General features: G+C 62.7%; 14 protein-coding genes and 2 pseudogenes. 11 read left to right on the top strand and 5 right to left on the bottom strand.

From position 1 onward, the window contains the following. Positions 1-11: 11 nt before the first annotated feature. Positions 12-281: a helix-turn-helix domain-containing protein gene (locus DBZ45_RS10480; RefSeq protein WP_111903850.1), complete on the bottom strand. Its 270-nt coding sequence runs from the start codon at positions 279-281 to the stop codon at positions 12-14. 167 nt (positions 282-448) lie between these two features. On the opposite strand from DBZ45_RS10480, the gene DBZ45_RS10475 reads away from it, so the two are divergent. The 10 genes from DBZ45_RS10475 (at position 449) to DBZ45_RS10430 (ending at position 10,875) form a co-directional block, all read left to right on the top strand. Further along, positions 449-1,042 carry a DUF6668 family protein gene (locus DBZ45_RS10475; RefSeq protein ID WP_223257009.1) on the top strand — a complete coding sequence of 198 codons (594 nt, stop codon included), beginning with the start codon at positions 449-451 and terminating at the stop codon, positions 1,040-1,042. Between the two features lie 14 nt (positions 1,043-1,056). Next, positions 1,057-1,344 carry a hypothetical protein gene (locus tag DBZ45_RS10470; protein WP_111903848.1) on the top strand — a complete coding sequence of 96 codons (288 nt, stop codon included), beginning with the start codon at positions 1,057-1,059 and terminating at the stop codon, positions 1,342-1,344. Between the two features lie 12 nt (positions 1,345-1,356). Further along, positions 1,357-2,082 carry a hypothetical protein gene (locus DBZ45_RS10465; RefSeq protein ID WP_111903847.1) on the top strand — a complete coding sequence of 242 codons (726 nt, stop codon included), beginning with the start codon at positions 1,357-1,359 and terminating at the stop codon, positions 2,080-2,082. Further along, positions 2,083-3,468: a hypothetical protein gene (locus DBZ45_RS10460; protein ID WP_111903846.1), complete on the top strand. Its 1,386-nt coding sequence runs from the start codon at positions 2,083-2,085 to the stop codon at positions 3,466-3,468. Position 3,469: 1 nt separating this feature from the next. Then, entirely contained in the window at positions 3,470-4,981 is a 1,512-nt protein-coding gene (locus DBZ45_RS10455; RefSeq protein WP_111903845.1) for an SCO6880 family protein, read from the top strand. Continuing rightward, positions 4,981-6,612 (top strand): ATP/GTP-binding protein, encoded by a 1,632-nt coding sequence (locus tag DBZ45_RS10450; protein WP_111903844.1) that lies wholly within the window; start codon positions 4,981-4,983, stop codon positions 6,610-6,612. Before DBZ45_RS10455 ends, DBZ45_RS10450 begins: the two co-directional genes overlap by 1 nt. A gap of 338 nt (positions 6,613-6,950) precedes the next feature. Beyond that, positions 6,951-7,685, top strand: a complete 735-nt coding sequence (locus DBZ45_RS22655) for a hypothetical protein (RefSeq protein WP_146617485.1) — start codon at positions 6,951-6,953, stop codon at positions 7,683-7,685. Next, entirely contained in the window at positions 7,672-9,447 is a 1,776-nt protein-coding gene (locus DBZ45_RS10440; RefSeq protein WP_111903842.1) for a type IV secretory system conjugative DNA transfer family protein, read from the top strand. Before DBZ45_RS22655 ends, DBZ45_RS10440 begins: the two co-directional genes overlap by 14 nt. Further along, positions 9,440-9,862, top strand: a complete 423-nt coding sequence (locus DBZ45_RS10435; RefSeq protein ID WP_111903841.1) for a DUF4913 domain-containing protein — start codon at positions 9,440-9,442, stop codon at positions 9,860-9,862. Before DBZ45_RS10440 ends, DBZ45_RS10435 begins: the two co-directional genes overlap by 8 nt. A 353-nt stretch (positions 9,863-10,215) precedes the next feature. Next, complete coding sequence (locus tag DBZ45_RS10430; RefSeq protein ID WP_111903840.1) at positions 10,216-10,875, top strand: hypothetical protein; 660 nt, start codon at positions 10,216-10,218, stop codon at positions 10,873-10,875. 670 nt (positions 10,876-11,545) lie between these two features. Here the strand turns inward: DBZ45_RS10430 and DBZ45_RS10425 are convergent. The 3 genes and pseudogenes from DBZ45_RS10425 to DBZ45_RS10415 all read right to left on the bottom strand — a co-directional run bounded on the left by DBZ45_RS10425 (position 11,546) and on the right by DBZ45_RS10415 (position 14,708). Continuing rightward, positions 11,546-12,706, bottom strand: coding sequence for a hypothetical protein (locus tag DBZ45_RS10425; protein ID WP_111903839.1), 1,161 nt, complete (start codon positions 12,704-12,706; stop codon positions 11,546-11,548). Between the two features lie 33 nt (positions 12,707-12,739). Further along, positions 12,740-13,312, bottom strand: coding sequence for a hypothetical protein (locus tag DBZ45_RS10420; protein ID WP_146617484.1), 573 nt, complete (start codon positions 13,310-13,312; stop codon positions 12,740-12,742). A 139-nt stretch (positions 13,313-13,451) separates the two neighbouring features. Next, positions 13,452-14,708: pseudogene (locus DBZ45_RS10415) on the bottom strand (IS110 family transposase). A gap of 336 nt (positions 14,709-15,044) precedes the next feature. Here DBZ45_RS10415 and DBZ45_RS10410 point away from each other — a divergent pair. Beyond that, positions 15,045-15,326, top strand: a pseudogene (locus DBZ45_RS10410) (transposase); the annotation flags it as partial. Positions 15,327-15,346: 20 nt separating this feature from the next. Here DBZ45_RS10410 and DBZ45_RS10405 read toward each other — a convergent pair. Next, positions 15,347-16,396, bottom strand: a complete 1,050-nt coding sequence (locus DBZ45_RS10405) for an IS110 family transposase (RefSeq protein ID WP_111903837.1) — start codon at positions 16,394-16,396, stop codon at positions 15,347-15,349. Between the last annotated feature and the right edge of the window lie 116 nt (positions 16,397-16,512).

Raw genomic sequence — 16,512 nt, 5'->3', positions numbered from 1 at the left:
GTGGCTTCGCCCTAGGGCTGGTCCTCGTTCGCTTCCGGTGTCTGGCCCTTCCTGAGTGTGTTCCGGTTCTCCCAGACCCAGTCCTTAACTTGATCTCTGGCGATTAACCATGTCTTCTCGACTTGGTAGGCAGGAATCACTCCGGTTTGGAGCCAGCGGTACACGGTGTTCCGGGACAACCCGAAGATCTCTTCGAGGTCCTGAGGCGTAAGACGCTCCGGGTACTTGGCGAAAAGTGCCTCCAGATACTTGGGGTCCACGCTCAGTCCGTCCCACCGCATAGAGCCAGCATAGACCACAAATTTGTACTGTGATGTACTGGGAGTGATTGAAAGGTACTAAAGCTGTTATTGGGAGTCACTTAAGGCCTTTCGTGTCGGATGGTACCGATACGATCTTTGCGGACATTAGTAGGGGATGTGAAATGCCGGTCTCAAAGAATCGCTGGGTGACGCTCGGCGCAGAAACTATCGACGAACCTGTTCCAGCCATCCCGGAAGAGCCGCCGTTCATCCCTACGGGGGCGACGAGGCCGCAGCTCAGTGTTCCGCAGCCGGACCAAGCGGACCGGCTTCCCCGAAAGAACGTTGCGGGGAGGGAACCGGGTTTCTGGTGGCTTGGCGTGCACGGCGGCGCGGGCGAAACGTCGCTGGCACGCCTGGACAAGAACACCAGGGCAGCCGATCATCACTGGCCCTTGACGGCAACCGGATCCGTCGTCGTCCTGGTTGCCCGTTCCAATATCCCCGGCCTGGCCGCGGCCCGGTTGGCCGCACGTGAATGGGCTTCACGGTCGCTAGCCGAAATCCAGGTCGCCGGCCTGGTGGTGATGGCCGACGCTCCCGGACGGCTCCCCAAAGAAATCCGCGACTTCTCCCGCATCGTCGGTGGGGGAGTGCCCCACGTGTGGCACTTTCCCTGGGTGGACGGATGGCGCTACGGCCACGACCTCGCCCCCGAAGAACTTCCCAAAGAAGCCCGCACCATCCTCGAGCAGGTACGCCTCGCAGTAACTGCCACCGCCGCACTCCCGGCCAAGTAGAAAGAAGAAACCCTATGTTGTTCTCCAAGGCCATGGAATGGTCAAGCTTTGCCATCACCGAGATACCGAACCCGGGCACCGGCGAAGCACCTCCCGGCTCCGAAGGTTTGCTGACAATCCTCAAATGGATCGCGTGGATCGTTTTCGGCCTGGCCGTGGCCGGCATCCTGATCACCGCCGGAACGATGATGATCAACAACCGGCGCGGCGAAGGCGGCGAGCACGCCGGCCGCCTGGCATGGGTTCTCGGCGGCTGCATCCTGGCAGCCTCCGCAGGCGGTGTCGTAGGCGCCCTGGTCTAAGGAGCGAAAGCCATGACTGAACCGACAGTGAACGAAGACCAGAACCCGCTGACCAAACCTAAGTTCATCATCTCGGCCGTTGTCGTGGCGATCATAGTCGCGCTCGGGATCATCCTGGCCCTGCTCCCCAAAGGGGGAGGAAACCCTGCAGCCGAGCCAAGCAGCTCCGGATCTGGCCCCGCCAGCATGCGGCCCAGTTCGACAGCTGACGCAAGCGTCTGCGGCCTGCCCTCGGGTGACCAGGCCAAACCCGCCACCGCTCCGGCTGACACCAAATGGGAGTTGGTCGGAAAGGTCGCCGCGCCAACATCACCTACCCAGTTCGGGCCCGGCAAGACAGAAGCCAACGGCCTCCGTTCCTGCTTCGCTCACTCACCAACCGGGGCGCTGTACGCAGCGGCAAGTATGACCGCATTGTCGGCAGCTGGAAAAGCGGACCTCGTTTACGAGCAGTTGGCAGTACCAAGCCCGGAGCGGGACGCCGTGCTGAAATCCTCCCCTACAGCTGCCCCGAACTCCGTCACCGCTCAATTGGCCGGATTCACGTTCCGCTCCTATGAGGCTGACCGAGCCGTCATTGATCTTGCCTTCAAAGGAGCCAACGGAACCTTCGTCTCCATCCCCGTTCCGCTCCAGTGGTACGGCGGCGACTGGAAGTTCGTTGTCCCGGCTACGGGGGACACAGGTGCGAGGCAGATTACAGACCTTGGCGGCTACATCGAATGGTCTGGCGTCTAAATGGCTGAGTGCTCAGGCCTGGATGTCATAAATCCCTTTTGCCAGGCGGGTGCGGCAATCGAGGACGCCGCGAACGACTCAATCAAGAACATGGCTAAAGCGATTGCTGATGCCGTAGGACAGACTGTGAAGACGCTCGGGACGTTCTGGGTGAATGTGGGGACTCCCGACCTAACCTCAGCCCCGGGTGGATCCAGCGCGAGTGATCCGGTGTTGTTCCTGCAGGACAGTCTCTATTTTTGGACTGCGTCGCTGGCTGTGCTGTCCGTCCTTGTGGGGGCGGCAAAGATGGTGATCGAGCGAAGGGGTGCACCCTTGCGTGATCTGGGGCGTTCGCTGGCGACCCTGGTCGTCGTGTCGGGCGCGGGCGTAGCAGCGGTGGGCCTTCTGACGGTCGCCGCGGATAAGTTCTCTGCCTGGATTATCGAGAGCTCCACGGATGGGACGTCGTTTAACGAGAACATCGCGTCCCTGTTGCAACTTTCGGCAACCAGCCCGATCGGGTCGGTCATGATCATCCTCCTGGGGCTGATCGCGATTCTGGCCTCCGTGATGCAGATTGTCCTCATGATCGTCCGCGGTGGGCTGCTCGTCATCCTGACAGGGATTTTCCCTACGGCTGCAGCTTTTACGAATACCGAGGCCGGCAAGGGCTGGTTCCAGAAGTGCACGGCCTGGCTGATCGCTTTCATTCTCTACAAGCCCGCGGCCGCCATCGTCTACGCCACGGCGTTCCAACTGAGCGGCAGCAAGATCTTCGGGAACGCCGGTGACGGCAAGGACTTCGGCTCAGCACTGATGACGACAATTACCGGTTTGGCCCTGATGGTCATTGCTTTGTTCGCTATGCCCGCGCTGATGCGGTTCGTGACTCCGATGGTGGGTGCCGTGGCTGGCGGGGGTGGAGCTTTGGCTGCGGGAACGGTCGGCGCACTGGCTTCCGGTGCTGTCAGCATGGGCAGCGCCGGCCGCGGCGGTGGCAGTGGTGGTTCGGTTGCTTCCGCACCAGCCGGCAGTTCCAGCGGATCAGGGGGCTCCGAGGGTCCATCAGGGTCCGGGGACTCTGGAACGGCCGGTTCGTCAGGGACCCCGGGCGAGACCGGGGGAGAGGGCACTTCGGCGGCCGCCCCGTCCGGAGCCGGTACTGAGGCTGCTGCAACAGAAACCGCCGGCAGCGGTGCCACGGCGGCTGGGGGCAGCGGTGCCGCCTCCGGCGCGGCAGCCGGGGGCACGGGTGCCGCCTCGGGCGCGGCAGCGGCAGGCGGGGCAGCGGCGGCGGGGCCGGCTGCACTTGGTGTGGCCGCGGCCCAGAAGGGCATTGAGGCCGGCCAGGCTGCCGCCGGTGCCGTGAAGACCATGACTGAAGAATCAACGGGGGGTGCCTGAGATGGCAGCGATCGAGAACACCTACAGGGAACCGACCTACGGCAACTGGCGACGTCCGCGTAAGGCCGGGATCGGTACTCTTGGCGGGCTGGCCACGGCAGGACTGTTTGTTGGCCTCATCATCACGGTGATCTGTTTCTTCGTCGGAGGCTGGTTCGCCGGGCTGGTTGCCCTGCTCGTCCTGGGGGTGGCGCTGGCCGTCGTCTCGGTGACCGACAAGCACAACAAGTCTGTGGGGGAGCGGGTCTTCGGCCGTGTGGCGTTCGGCCTGGCACGGCGCAGGAAGGCCAACATCTACCGTTCCGGCCCGTTGGGACTGACGCCCTGGGGCGAGTTCCAGCTGCCGGGGATCGCCGCCGGTTCCAAGCTGTACGAGTTCACGGACTCCTATGGGCGCCCGTTCGCGTTGATCCACCTTCCCTCCACCGCGCACTACACCGTGGTCTTCGGCACACAGCCTGACGGGGCGTCGTTGGTCGATCCCGAACAGATTGATGCCTGGGTGGCTAACTGGGGCGGCTGGCTGGCGTCGTTGTCGAACGAACCTGCCGTCGTGGCTGCCTCCGTCACGGTCGAAACTGCCCCCGATTCCGGGGCCCGGCTGCGCCGGGAAGTTGAGTCGAACATCCACGACGACGCCCCGGACGTCGCCAAGGCCATGCTCCGGGAGGCCCTGAGAACATACCCGCAGGGATCGGCCACCATCCGGGCCTGGGTCGCATTGACGTTCAGCGCCGCCGCGAGGGCCGGCGGCAAGCGACGCACCGCCGACGAGACCGCCAAGGATCTCGCCTCACGGCTCCCCAGCCTCACCGAGCGTCTGGAATCCACCGGCGCCGGTGCGTGCGCACCGTTGAACGCCCAGGAACTGTGTGAGGTCGTGCGGGTCGCGTACGACCCTGCAGCGGCACGGCTCATTGACGAAGCCCATTACCAGGGCACCCCTGTTGACCTGGACTGGAGCGACGTCGGGCCGTCCGCCCACCAGGCCGACTGGGACGGCTACCGCCACGATTCCGGGCACTCGGTGTCCTGGTCCATGACGGGCGCACCCCGCGGCCACATCCTGGCATCAGCTTTGGCCCGCCTGGTCGCACCGCATGGGGAGATTGCGCGCAAACGCGTGACCTTGCTGTACCGGCCGATCGAAGCCGGCCGCGCGGCCGCCATCGTGGAGTCGGACCAGACCAACGCCCTCACCCGGGCGTCCTCGACCAACCGGCCCACAGCCCGCGCCCTGGTCGACGCCCGCGCAGCCCAGGCCACCGCGGCCGAGGAAGCTAAGGGTGCAGGGCTGGTCAACTTCGGCATGGTGGTCACCGCCACGGTGTTGTCCTCCCGTGACCTTGATGACGCCGTGGCCGTGGTGGAGGGCAACCTCGGCCCGTCGGCGCGTCTGCTGCTGCGGCGCGCTTACGGGTCGCAGGATTCTGCCTTTGCCGCGTCCCTGCCGCTGGGACTGGTCCTGCCCAAGCACCTGAAGGTTCCCGAAGAGATCCGCGAGGCCATGTGATGTTCGGCAAGAAAGCCAGACAAGCCCCCGCCACCAAGCCGGCCCCTGACACCAAACGGACCCCAGCGACGAAGCTCGCGGCCGCGGTCGCCCGCCGCCCGGGCCTGCGGGGCTGGCGCGGCCGCGGACAGGGCGAAGCCGTCTACGTCACGGCCGCCGACGAATGGCGCGGCACCTCGGTCCAGGTCTGCGGTCTGTGGCCGTTCGTGGGCGGGTCCGGCACCCCGATTCTGGGCGTGCCAATCGGCGTTCACACCGACACCGGGGCCCCGTTCGGAGCCGATCCGATCAGCTGGTTCATGCACGGCATGATCAACAACCCCTCCATGTTCGTCCTCGGCCTGCCGCACTACGGCAAATCCACCCTGGTCCGGCACATCGTCCTCGGCCTGGCAGGCAGGAGCATCAACCCGTTGATCCTCGGTGACCTGAAGCCGGACTACGTTGACCTCATCGAAGCCCTCGGCGGGCAGGTCATCAGCCTGGGTCCCGGACGCGGCCACTTGAACGTCCTGGACCCTGGTGAAGCCACGGAAGCCGCCGCCAGGCTGCTCGCCTCGGCGGAAGAACACCGGGCCACAGCGAACAGGACTCTCAACGATTCGGGTGGCGACCAGGCCGCGGTAGCGCAGTCGCTGGCGGCGGCGGTAAAGGCGGAGAAGCTGGCCGAGCAGCTGATGGCTGACTCGCACAACCGGCGCCTGAACATGATCACCGCTTTGATCACCATCGTGCGGAACGCCAAGCCCAGCGCCCACGAGGAATCCCTGATTGGCCGGGCCCTGCACATCCTGGACGAGCGCCTGGACCGCGTCCCGCTGATCGGGGATCTGATCGAGGTCATCAAAGACGCCCCCGACGAGCTCCGGGCGATCGCCCTGGACCGTGGCGACATGAGCCGCTACCTTGACGCGACCGACCAGCTGCGCCAGTCGCTGTACTCCCTCGACGGCTCGGGCCGGTTCTCGGACATGTTCTCCCAGCCCACCGACCAACCGATGGACCTGACCAAACCCGTGGTCTTCGACCTCTCAGGGATCTCCGACACCCAGCGCGACATCCAGGCCGCCTGCCTGCTGGCCTGCTGGTCAACCGGGTTCGCCACCGTCCAGGTCGCCCACACCCTGGCCGACGCCGGCCTGGAGCCGCGCCGGAACTACTTCGTCGTCATGGACGAACTGTGGCGGGCGCTGCGCTCCGGTGAAGGCATGGTCGACCGGGTCGACTCCCTGACCCGCCTGAACCGTACCGAGGGCGTCGGGCAGGCCATGATCACGCACACCATGAGCGACCTCGAAGCCCTGCCTACCGAGGCCGAACGGATGAAAGCCCGCGGCTTCGTCGAACGCTCCGGCATGGTCGTCTGCGGCGCGCTCCCCGGAGCCGAAATGGAAAAACTCAACAAAGCCGTCACCCTCTCCCGGGCCGAACAGGCCCGCCTCATCTCCTGGGCCGACCCGGGATCATGGACCGACGTCGGCGGATCCCGCAAACGCGTCCGCCCGGGCCTGGGCAAATTCCTCTTCAAAGTCGGCGGCCGCCCCGGCATCCCCGTCGCCCTCAAACTGACCAGCGTTGAGGAGAAACTGCACGACACCAACAAGCGCTGGCACCACGAGGTCGAAAGTTGAAGCGCCGACCGCGCCCTGCTGTTAGGAGAGGGCGCATCTTCAGAAAGGCGCGCCGTCGAGAAGCAGTCCGCACATCGAAATTAGGGGCTTTATGGGCAAGGTTAGGGGCTTCCTGGGCAAGGGCAATTCACTGGTGGGTCCCCAGCACCCTAAGCACACTGCTGCTTTTGAATGGATTCCTTTGGTTAGGTATCTGGTTCCATGAAACGACAGCCTCGCCGAACGCCCCGTCCGCAGCTGATCAATCAATCTTGATATTCACGGATAGGCCGCACGTGCCGCTCCGTGCGTCAGTAAGTTTCGAGGACTGGAGTACGGGAAGCGGAGAGTTCAACTCCGTGTACATCAATCTTTTCGTCGAGCCAAGCTACGAGGAAGACACCGTCGGCTTCAGTGTGGCGATAAGGGGGGACAACTTCCGACGTCCCGAGCAAGAGTTCGTCCCTAAAATCGGAGACTGCAGCCTCGAGGTCGATTTTCATGGTGACGACGTCGCACCCAGCTGTTCGGATGCCAGGAAACTGCAGGATCCTCCTAAGTACATCCCTCTTGCTCAAGCTCAAGTACTTTCTGGAACTCTGGTTCGGGAGCAAGGCGGCATCCTACACACCACCTTCACTGTCGCTGCGACCAACGGATGGACTTCGGCTGGGGCATCTCGTACCGCGTTCGCCCTGCCAAATGTCGGCACGGGCTATAGGTCACCTGACTGGACACCCACGAAAGAGGTTTTTGACGCAAAGGAATTGTTCGACCCGGATGTGTCGCAGTTAACAGTCGATTACCGCAATCTTCAGTTTGACGAAAAACTCGAAATAGCCGCGCCAGAACCGAGCGGTGGTGACGACGATTTGACCTGGGTACAGACCGGAAGCAATTCCTTCCGTGCCCATGGATCCACAATCGTGCTCGGCATGCAGGAACGCCAAAGCAACATCACCTTTATCATCGGTGTCCTAGCTGGCCTAGTACCCCTCATCGTTGGTTGGATACACACGCGCGTGAAACAGCGAGCACTCCCCAAACATACGAGAAGAAGAACAAAGGAGCAGACGTCCCGTGGGCGCACCTAGCAGCGGCAAACTTTTCCAGTTCGACACCGAAACAATCCTGCTCTGGGTCTTCATCACCGTCGTGGCGCTCGGCGTCGGCTCGGTCACCGGCGCCGTGCACTTGGGATCGTTGCTGTCCGGTGACGGGCAGAAGCTGCCGACCAACCCCTTTGAACTGGTCTTCGGCCTGCTCTCCCACAAGGTCGTTTGGCCTCCGGCCGCCACCTGGGTACTGATCGGCTTCGGCGTTCTCATCATCCTCGTGGCCGTGCTGTTGGCCCGTGCAGTAATGCGCCGGCGGTCCACGCGTTCCCGAGTGGACGCCGCCGCCCAGCACATGGCCAAAGGCCGGGACCTGCGCGCCCTGAACCTGCGCGGTGCCACAGCCACCGCCGAACGTCTCGGAGTGAAAGGCTCACCCGGTGTCCCCGTAGGCAAGGCAGTCTTGGGCGGGCAAATGGTCTACGGCTCCTGGGAAGACATGCACATCGACATCTGGGGACCCCGCACGGGCAAGACCACATCCCGGGCCATCCCTGCAATCCTCGCCGCACCGGGCGCCGCCCTCGTGACCTCGAATAAGCGGGACATCGTCGATGGAACACGCGACGTCCGCGCCGCCGAGGGCCCGGTCTGGGTCTTCGATCCGCAGTCCGTCGCCCTCGAGGAAACCACGTGGTGGTGGAACCCCCTGTCCTACGTCACCGACGAAGTGAAAGCCGCACGCCTGGCCGATCACTTCGCCGCAGGTTCGCGTGGACCGGATGCGAAGACGGACGCGTACTTCGACCCTGCCGGGCAGGATCTCCTCGCCGGCCTCCTGCTCGCTGCGGCCCTCGACGGCCAGCCGATCACACAGGTTCACGCCTGGCTGACCCGTCCCGCTGAGGATGAAGCAGTGGACATCCTCAAGGCCCACGGCTACCTGCAGACCGCCAACGCAGTCGGCGGCGTCATCAACGCCCCCGAGAAACAACGCGGCGGCGTGTACGGCACGGCACTACAAATGGCTTCCTGCCTCACCAACCGCCAGGTCGCACGCTGGGTAACACCCCAGGGCGACAAGGACCAGCGGCCGCAGTTCGACCCGGCAGAATTCGTCCGCTCCAAAGGCACGCTGTACAGCCTGTCCAAGGAAGGCAAAGGCACCGCCGGCCCGCTCGTGACGGCGCTGACCGTTGCCACCGTCGAAGCTGCCGAAGAACTCGCCGTCCACTCACCCGGCGGCCGGCTCGCCACACCCATGATCGGTGTCCTGGACGAAGCAGCAAACGTCTGCCGCTGGCGCGAACTGCCCAACCTCTACAGCCACTACGGCTCCCGCGGCATCGTCCTCATGACCATCCTCCAGTCCTGGTCCCAAGGTGTTGAAGTGTGGGGCCGCGACGGCATGCGCAAGCTGTGGTCCGCGTCCAACATCAAGGTCTACGGCGGCGGCGTCGCCGAAGCCGAATTCCTCAACGAGCTCGCACAGCTCGTCGGCGAATACCGGTACTCCAACGTGACCAGAAGCCGCTCCAAACAAGGCACCTCCTACAGCCACGACAACGACCGCAAAGAACGCACCCTGGACGTCTCGGACCTCGCCGCGTTCCCACGTGGCCGGGCCATCATGTTCGCCTCCGGCGCACCGGCGGCGTTGCTGGAGACGGTGCCTTGGATGAACGGCCCGCACGCCGAGGCAGTCCGGGCCTCCATCACCGCACATGACCCGGCGAACAAGCCCGCAGCCGCGACCGCGGCCGGGAACCGCTGGATCACCGCAGGGGCTTCCCATGAGTGAGGGCCTGGGGGAGTGGGACGACGAGTTGGACGACACTGCAGCAGTCACGGAGCCGGCCGGGGAGGATTCGGACGCCCCTGAGCTGTTCTACCCGAACGTGGCCGAATTCGTCAGCGGCAAGCTGGCCACCACCTACCGCCGGCAGCTCAACGTCCAGGGCGGTGTGACCTGGTGCCCACAATGGTGGAAGCACGCCGAAGCGATCAGCCGGCTGGAAGCCCTCTGGCGGGCCTGGGAATTCCTGCGCCTGGACGGCACCACAGGAATGAGCGTCTGGTGGCGCGACCACGCAGACCACCACATGTCCGTCCTGCTCTCAACCGACGGGCCCTTCAAGGGCTGCACCCCGGACGACGGCCACCGCACCAAACTCGCCCCTCTACCCTGCGAGGAACCCCCCGCAGGGCTGTTCTAAACCGAGCCTTGTGACTTCAACGCTTAAGGTGACCACGCGGGCTGTCCATGGTGGGGGCAATCCGGGTTATCCAGGGCTGAAATCAGGAGCCGTCAGGAAAGCTCCCTCAGCAGGAGTAGCGGTGGATGACCCTTAAGGGATTATCCCCGGCTGTGGAGTATCTGAAGCATGAACGCGAAGGGCTTCCGAGCAACAACGATGAAACATGCAGCCTATGCTTATGCAGTGGACGGGGAGACGATCAGAATCATTGCCACGGCAAGCGGCGGGGTGTGGGCGCAGTCTCCGGTCGGAAGTTTACGTGAGGCGAGGCTGAGCAAGAATAACCGGCGGCAGGGGCTGGGCACCTAGTAGTGGCGAGTCCTTATCCGCAAGATGGGGAGGAGGCTGTCGCTCCCGTTGAGGGCGGCTTCACGAACCAGCCCGGCCTCACTGGCAACGTCCAGAATGTCATCCTCACAGCCCTGCTGGTGTTCAGTATCTCCTTGATCACGTTCGTGACGATATGGGTGAACCACGAGGAGGCACTTCGGAATCCGCCGGCAGCGTCGAGTGCCGGCAAGGACACGTCTGTTACCGACTGGATCAGCGCTGTGGGCGGCGCTGTGGGCGCGGTTGGAACGGCAGGTGCCCTTTGGCTTGGGGCTGTAACCTTCCGACGACAGGTTAAGGACCAGCACCGGAGTCAAGCATCAGCCGTTACCGTGGGATGCGTCAGAACGGTGAACTTTGATGAAATCGGTGACCGCTCTGTCAATTATCGGTATTTCATCCAGAACAACAGCCCGCTGGCCATTTACAACGTGCTCCTTTACGCCGGGCCACACGATCTTAGAACTTCGAGCAGGCAGGAAGTTCTTGTCCCGGGGGGCGAGATCGAGTTCCACCGCAGTACGAGCGACTTCATGGCTTTCGCGAAGTTTGTTGACTCCGCGGGCGTCTGCTGGAAGCGACACGGCGACGGAACCCTAATTGAAATTCAGCCCGTCAATGGCCCCTGGCTCACGGACTAGGAACTCCCAAAACATCACCAAAGGCAGTCAAAAACGGCCACTGGGTCTGGTGCGCCACAGAAAGCCAGTCTTGCCCCTGAAAAGTCCTGCGCCGGAAAAAGGGGAGGGTAGGCCAGCTCGCTGGCCTACCCTCCGGTTGTTCACCCCCAGCCCAGAAAGTGCCGAAGGACGAACAACCCAATAGCGAGTGCTGCTGACCATGCGAGCCGGGTGGCGAGCCACCAACGGTTTCGACAGGGGCAGTTGCACTGCCACTTCCCCGACGACTTCTCAGCCATGTCGGACCACCTTCCGACCCCGGAACGCTGCGGCACCTCTACTCGACGAGAAGAGGGCCTATCCGCTGCGCGCCGACATCGGGGGCTGAGCACGATACTAGCTTGCTGCGCTTTCTTCCGCACTGGATTCTGGTCTTCAAGTGCAGAAGGGGCTTGCGGTCCTAGGCGGGAAGATTAAGTAGACATTCGCATCGAGGCCAAGTGCAGCAGAGGGGAAGAACATGTCACTTGTGCCGCAGGCGTGGCCACTTCCAAGCATGGGCAACCAGGGAGATTCCTAGAGCTGCCCGATGAGGGTGCCCTGGTAGCTCGGGACACAGGGGATATGAGGCACACCAGACGGGGGCGGCCGTCTACAACACGATCCCTTCATCGTGACGTTTCAGCACCGGTTACGGTAGGAGGACTTGGCGTACTTCTTGCACTCGCTCATTGGGTACATAGCCAAAAAGATGTTTATGCAGCAATGCGCTGGCGAGTGCCCTAACCTTCGCAACTTCCTTCTCGTCCACGTCGCGTACGTTGCCGTGCAGCAACCCGCTTCGTTCTCCGTATAGCCGCCCCATCGACTCCTTCAGGTCATCTTCCTTGCAACCGAGCATTGCCGAGAAGGCCATCCGTAGTGGTCGGATGTTCGCATTCTGCCCCAACTCGAGAGCTTCCAACACAAGCCAATACGAAGCGAAACTGAGGCCGAGATCAGACTGGCTCTCGGCCTCCCAGTACCACTGCGCGGCGACCCCAGCGGAAGCACGGCATTGGTCGCTGAGCTCCAGCTGACGATCAACCGCTGCTCGTAGGCCGTCCGACAAAAGGTGACCAGAAATCGTCTTCATGCTCGCCTGTGACTCGAGGGATACAGTGCGGCCGCCAAGACGTCGGTTCCAATGCCAATCATCGAAAAGCTCTCCAACTTCCTCAGTAAGGATTGGACCGAGCAACCGATCTCCATACGCCAGGTCCAGCATGGCAGTAAAAGGAGCGATTCCGGCTCGACCTGCTGACATGGAGGTCTCGTACGTAGAGGAGGCGCCGTCGTTGAGCACATAAAGCACTTCCACATAGTTGCAGGGTGGGTAAGTGTCCTGCGCGGCCTGTACGTGCACGTTGCGGTTGAGGTCATATTCGTACTGCATCCCGTTCCCGCTCTCATCGAGGGTGACTGACCCCCACTCGGGAACGATGAAGTGACCTGGCTTCCTTGAATCAAGGGTGCCGTGAAAAATCGGCTTGCCGATGGTGACCTCCCCGTTGGTGAATTTCACGAGAAGGTTGGGCATTTCTAGCCTCACCTGAGGTACGACGATTGTCCGTAACGTCTTGTAAACGATTCGGTATGCAGGGCGGCCACCCCCTGGCGGGTGCTCGTCGTCCGACATTTGCCAGCCTTCGAATGCCATCGATGATGGCGTCTCGACTTGGGATTCCCAGGCTTCACTAAACTCGTCCAAGCCCTGCACCAAGTTCGCTGCTACCCGTGTTGCCTCGCCCGTCTCGATGTTGTGAAGGGTCACCCTTGGGTCGTACCTTTTATCGGTCTTGTCGTCGATCATTCACTGAAGCTAACCGTAATTAGGCTAACGCTGCTACATCGCCTGCCTGTGGTCAGCCTCGCGGGTAAGAGGGGTCCCACTTGAACGGGACCCTTCTGGCCAACGGCGAAAGACGGTACGCCATGCGAGCGTTACCGGAGACGCTCCCATTTTGTAGATGTGCAAGTGAAGCCGATCAAACTCCTTCTGCACAGACTCCAGAAACTCCACTCGCGCAGCCTTAATCGAGCCGTCTTCAACAATCTTCTGGGCAGATATGAAGTCCCCTGCCTTCACTGCAGACGTGACGGGAGTCATCGCTTCCACCGCTGCCCTAAGCTTTTCCGGCAGCGGTGCGGGAAGATGAAATTCCGCCCGGGCCTGCAAATCGGTAAGGCTATCGGCCAACTCCCTGTCCGGCTTCATTCCCGAGGCCATGCCCTTCACATTCCGATGAAGTTTCAATAGGAGGCCGAAAGCATCCCGACATATTGCCTTGCTCTCGGCATAGTCCTGCATGTTCATCTGGATGACTGCGTTCACCTGATCGCGACGACCAGCAAGATAACCGCCGATTAGGACTCCCAGGAGTCCAATTGCAGCAGGCAGAACAACCGTGAGTGTCATGTCGAAAGTGTAGGTGCATACTGAGCGGCGTCTCACAGCCCTTGAGATACGAGACGTCTCGCTGAGCGAGTATTCACCTTGGGCGGCGTCAGCACAATTCCAGTAGGTCAGAGCGGGTTCGAGACAGGCGGTGATTCTACTAAGAAAACGAAGGTGAGATCCCTGCGGAAATTGGGGTGAGGTTGGGTTCGAATCCGAGCGAAACCATTCGGCGCAGGAGGCGTTTCTTGGCGCGTTCGGGGTTCGTTTTGTCGTAATGATCGACGCCGAGTTCGTCATAGGCGACGCCGTCGTGGAGCATGTTCCAGATGATGACGAGCAGCGTGTGTTGGAGAGCGACTACGGCTCGCAGGGCACCGGCATGGGACTGAATGCGACGGTATTTCACGGCGAGATAGGTCGTTTTTGATCGGTACACGGCCAGCGCCGCGATTCCCAGGGCGGCTTTGAGGTAATGGTCGCCGGGTCGGGTTTGGGTTGATTTGATTCGTCCAGCGGACTCGTTCCGGCCCGGACACACTCCCGCCCACGATGCGAGGTGGCCCGCGGTGTCAAAGACGTTCATGTCGACGCCGGCTTCGGCGATGATGACGTTGGCGACATTCTTCGATATCCCGGGGACGGTCATCAGCAGCTCCCGGGCCAAGGCGAAAGGTTGCATCACCGTGTCGATGCGGGCGTCGAGGGCTTCGAGGGTCGCCTCGATCTGGTCGATGCGGTCCAGGTGCAGCTTAACCATGAATGCATGGTGGTCGGTGAAACGGCCCGTGAGGGCTTCAACCAGCGCCGCGGATTTGCGGCCCATCGAGGCGTGCGCCAGCGAAGCCAAGGTCTGTGGGTCACGTTCCCCGGATATGAGAGCGTCGAGGATATTGCGCGCGGATCGGGTGCTCAACGTGCTGACGACCGAGGACAATTTGATGCTGGAGTCCTCCAGCCCTTTTTCCAGTCGCGAGTATTCGCGGGTGCACTCATGAGTCAGGTTCGACCGCGTCCGGGTCAAATCCCGCTACTGGCGGATCGGCTCGGGCGGCACGAAACTGGCCCGCAGCAGGTTGTGGGCAGCGAGCTCCGCCAGCCACGTCGCGTCTGAAACATCGCTCTTCCGTCCCGGAATATTCCGCGCAGCTTTAGCATTGACCAGTTGCACATTCAGCGATTCCGCCAGCAGGAAGTAGAACGGTTTCCAGTAGTCGCCGGTGGCTTCCATCACGACCACCGTCACCGCGGCGGCCTCCAGATCACGGCGCAGGCGCACGATCTCATTCGTCGTCGCCCCATATGTGGTCACTGTCCTACTGGACGTTCCGGCCCGCGCACCCGGTACCCGGATGCAGACCTTCGCATCACGTTTGGAGATATCCATTCCCGCCGCACGCTCATGCACGATGTCCATCATCTGCTCCTCGGATCCGGTCCAACAACGCCACCGGCTGGTGGTGCCAGGCGCCGCGGGAAGGGCGGGTAAATGATTCAGGAATCTACTAAACGGGCTCATCAAACCCGATGCTGCTGAGCTTGCGGCACCAATCCACGGTTCCCGTGGAAGCCCTTCACACCACGCTCGCAAACAGGCTCTAAGCACTAAGAATCACCGGCGTCGACCGCGACACCGCCATCATGCGTCGCCACCCAGCCCGGCCACAAGGCCGTTTTCTCAAGACCGGGACTGCCCCCGGTTTTCGTTGACTCCTTGACCTAGCGAGCTTGTGCTCGTGGAAGGATGTTGACCATGCCCACGCCGTATGGGGCGGAGTTCCGCCAGGATGTTATTGATGTGGCCCGCAAGGGCGAGGCGCCGCTGGCGCAGATCGCGAAGGATTTCGGGCTCTCGGTCACGACACTGAAGCGCTGGCTCGCCATTGCCGAACGTAAGGAATCCGGGACGGCAGCGACCGTGGGAGCGGAGTCGGCTGAGATGCGGGAGCTGAAGAAACGGAACCGCCTGTTGGAGCAGGAGAATGAGATTCTGCGCCGGGCCGCTGCCTATCTGGCCAGGGACATCAACCCAAAATGACTCTTCTATGGGTTCTGTCAAGCCATGATGGCTTGGAGCTGGCGGAAGATGGAGCGGCAGACGTAGCGTTTGAGGTTGCGGCGGATTTCGCGGTTTGATTTTCCTGTTGCCCTGCTGCGTGCCACGTAGTCCTTGGTTGCGGTGTCGAAGCTCATTCGGGTGCGGACGATGACGTCGAAGGCGCGGTTGAGCTGGCGGTCGCCGGAGCGGTTGAGCCTGTGGCGGGTGGTGTTGCCAGAGGAGGCCGGGCGGGGTGCGACGCCGCCGAGTGCGGCGAAGGCTGACTCTGAACGGATGCGGCCGTGGTGGGAGTAGGCGCACATGATGATCGCTGCTGTCACGGGCCCGACCCCGGCGATGGATTGAAGGCCCGGCGCCAGTTCTTCGGTGAGCTGGGCCAATTCTTTGTGGTTTTCGGCGAGCCGGCCGGTGAGGTCCTTGACGGCCAGGGCGAGGCGTTTGGCCTCGGCGCGGGCAATCCGGATCAGGGGGTCGGTGCTGTTTGAGGTCCGCCATGCTGCGATGGCGGTGATCTGGGCGTCCCGCAGGGATGACCGGGCGTCGATTCCGAGATCTGTGCCGCGGAGCAGGGCGGTGAGGGCGTTGCGGTTCGCGGTGCGTTGGTGATCCAGCAGGGACCGTGAGGCAAGCAGGATCCTGATAGCGGCCCTGGTGCCGGCAGCGCGCGGCTCGATCACCTGATCTCGCCGCCGCCCGAGGACGGAACGGGCCGCAGCTTCGGCGTCGATCGGGTCCGATTTGCCGATGAGCGCCCGGGACGAGCGGGTGGGTGGTCTGACCTCGCCCACCTCGATGTCAGCGGCCAGCAAGGCCTGGGTGAGCCGGGCACCGTAGGAGGACGTGCCCTCGACGGCCGCGAAGACCCTCTCCTCGGCGGTGCGCCGCCGGATCCAGGTAATTGCACGGTCCATCCCCGCGGAGGTGGCCGGGAAAGCGGCGGTATCGACCACTGCACCGGTTGCGGAGTGGACGGCTGTGAAAGTGTGGGTGCGGGCGTGGGTGTCGACTCCGACGACGAACTCAAATTCTTCGGCGATGATCGCCATAGTGCGTTCTCCTTTTTCATTGAACCGGACAGGTGGCAGGAGCCTGCCCTGGGTCGCTTCGGAGACGCATCTGTAACGGGTCACACCCAAGGGTGGACAGTCTTCTGATCAGGTCA

The sequence above is a fragment of the Arthrobacter globiformis genome (assembly GCF_003261175.1).
GTDB lineage: Bacteria > Actinomycetota > Actinomycetes > Actinomycetales > Micrococcaceae > Arthrobacter > Arthrobacter globiformis_A.
Note: the sequence above shows the minus strand (reverse complement) of the source record. Positions and strands in the feature narration are given on the sequence as shown.